Source organism: Clostridia bacterium (assembly GCA_028698525.1).
Classification (GTDB): Bacteria; Bacillota; Clostridia; order JAQVDB01; family JAQVDB01; genus JAQVDB01.
Genome location: JAQVDB010000129.1, coordinates 1 through 2,701, shown reverse-complemented (window position 1 = coordinate 2,701; position 2,701 = coordinate 1). Strand labels below are relative to the sequence as shown.

Below are 2,701 nucleotides of genomic sequence, written 5' to 3'. Positions count from 1 at the left end.
CCTCCGGAATAGACTATTACTAGGTTTTTTTCTTGGTCTGTTCGGGCATCCCCGAATATAAAACTATTTTGCTGCACCCCTTGGCAAATTCTATTTATATCGGATTTAAAAAACATTGATAATATCCTAGAAAGCATGGCATATCTTGAAATAGTCACATATTTATATCTGTTTTTATCATCATTTTTGATCTCGAAACCTGAAGAAAATGTATTGCCAAGATCATCCACATCAGCCCGTAATACTCCTAATCTCTTTATTCCTTTGCTTTTTTCAGCCAAAGTTTTAAAATCCGCCAATCCCCATTGGTCATCGAAAGTCTTATTATATATACCTGCCCATAAATTAGTGGTATAATCCTTGCCTATCATTTGTCTATTTACTGAATAAATACGTTTATACCAATCTTGTTTTTGTTTAAGGTTTATATCCACCTCATATAATTTTTCTATATTAAGAAAAACACTTTTCCCTGATAGAGATGGCAGTTCCAAATCATTCTCTTGTTGGCTGCTTTTTATGACTATGACAGAAAGGTTGTCTTTTTGGTATGCATCTTTATCATATAAACGGGCAATCTTATCTCCCAACAAGTATAGGCTTTTACATTCCCTGCATACCTGTGTTTCATCTTGCTCTCTAAGTTTCACTATTTCTTTATTTGAAGCTCCACAGATTGTGCATTCTCTTTCTAAGTCTTTTATAGTATTTATCGAACTATCAGGATTCATCAAGGCAGCAAGCTGTTCTTTGGAATAACGCTGTATTTTGCCTTCTGAAAGCTTTGCTGAAAGGCTGTCAAATAACTTCTTTGTTTTATTCTCTAATTTTTCACTATCGGCTCTCATGCCGTTGGACAGCTGATCGGCACTGGCCTCTACCCAAGCCATCTGGATATATAGTGCACTGCCATACTTTTTTAAAAACCAATCATTTAGTTTTTGCTGACCTTCTTCTAGTTTTGAAATAGTATATTGGGTATTAGGTAATAGTATATAGAAATGACCGCCGCCACTATATAATAAATTCGCTCTTGACAGGCTCAAACTATCTAATATCTCATCTATGATATTTTCCATCATTATCTCAATCAGGAAGGATCGCCCCCGAAGGGATTTTAAGGCACCCTTGCTAGAGATAGTATAAATAAAATCCTGTATACCGGATAAATCTCCGGACAAAACGAGATACATCTTGTCATCTCTGGATTTATCTGTATTATCAAAAAATACATGGCGATAATCAGTTATTTGATTTTCCCTACAATACAAATAAATACAGGAAGCTATGGCGGCAGTAAGTTTAGAGTGATCATACAAGGATATATCAGGGGTTTCTTCTCGATTAGTGCTGGATGGAACATAATACATGGTACTTTCCAATAGCTTTAATATTGAATTAATCACATTTCCCCGTTGTTTTAAAAGGGTATTTATGAATTTCATGTTATCTTCAAGGAAATTCTTTAATGCAATATAATCTCCAGAAGAAGTATGATAGTTTTTGTTTAGCAAAACAAGAGGTTGTTCATCATCATAGCCTTTAAGCTTATAAGTATCATCGCCTTTATTTTTTTGGTTGTCCAGCTTTAAAACGTTGAATATACTATGCAAAGGAATCTTTTTGTTGAAGATTAAACTATCAGCAGCACCTTCCTGTTTTCTCCTGTCTGTAGCTGCTGCGATATTGTCTGCTTCATACACAATATATGCCAAGCTGTTGTGTGATATATTGCTGTTTCTGATTGCATCGCTATGATGATATTCTACCATTTCTTGAATTAGAGGGTCGCCAATATATTCTTTTACAAATTCAGCGCCATATCTGCTGTGGGTTTTTGCCTTATTCTCGGCCCTATATAATACTTTACCGACATCGTGAAACAAAGATGCGATTGTTATAGAAGTCAAATCATTCATTGCAATCGATCCTTTCTCAGATAATTTGATAAAAATCCATGATTTAGCAAAAGGAGAGTGAATTTCTCTGTTTTGTTGAGTGATCTTTGCTTAGTAAGTTGCATTTATTATCTTTTTTAAATGTTTTACCAATATTATACACCTTGTTATTTTATTTTTCAAATAATGGCATTATTCAGAGTTTAGTTAAATTAAGCAATAAAAAAGCACTCCACGAAATGAAGTGCTTTTTTTAATTTATTCAATTATTTTAAATATCTATCTAATACAACTTTCATGGCATCTATACATTTCTGGATATGTACTTCTTCCCAGCTTGGATGTAAGAATAAGCTCAATGTCTGCGGTCTCAAACTCTTTGCGACAGGACATACTACATCGGTATACTTTACTGAATCAGGAACTGTATCTCTGTCAACCTGTAGTTAAAACCTACCCTGTTATGAACATAAGGGAGCTTTTCTTCCATAGCTAACAAATTCATGCGTTCCTTTACATTATATCCATGATCTCTGAAGGAGCAACACTCCCACGCAAGCTCTTCATCATCGGTCACTACCATTCCGCCCTCTCCCCCGGTAGTAAAATGCTTGCTCTGGCAAAAACTAAAGCACCTAGCACCCCCGATAGTTCCAACTTTTTTACCTCTAAACAGACCTCCATGGGCTTGTGCACAATCCTCTATTACTTTTAGATTGTACTTTTTCGCTATTGACATTATTGCATCCATATCACATATTACACCGTACAAATGCACAATTACTATAGCCTTAGTCCTTTCG

At 35.1% G+C, this 2,701-nt stretch carries 2 protein-coding genes; both read right to left on the bottom strand.

The window, feature by feature from the left end; genetic code table 11:
• On the bottom strand, positions 1 to 1,919 hold a 1,919-nt coding region (gene cas10 / locus PHP06_11070; protein ID MDD3841081.1), incomplete at its 3' end, for a type III-A CRISPR-associated protein Cas10/Csm1.
• Positions 1,920 to 2,307: 388 nt separating this feature from the next.
• Positions 2,308 to 2,701: DegT/DnrJ/EryC1/StrS family aminotransferase (locus PHP06_11065; GenBank protein MDD3841080.1), on the bottom strand; the 394-nt coding region annotated here is incomplete at its 5' end.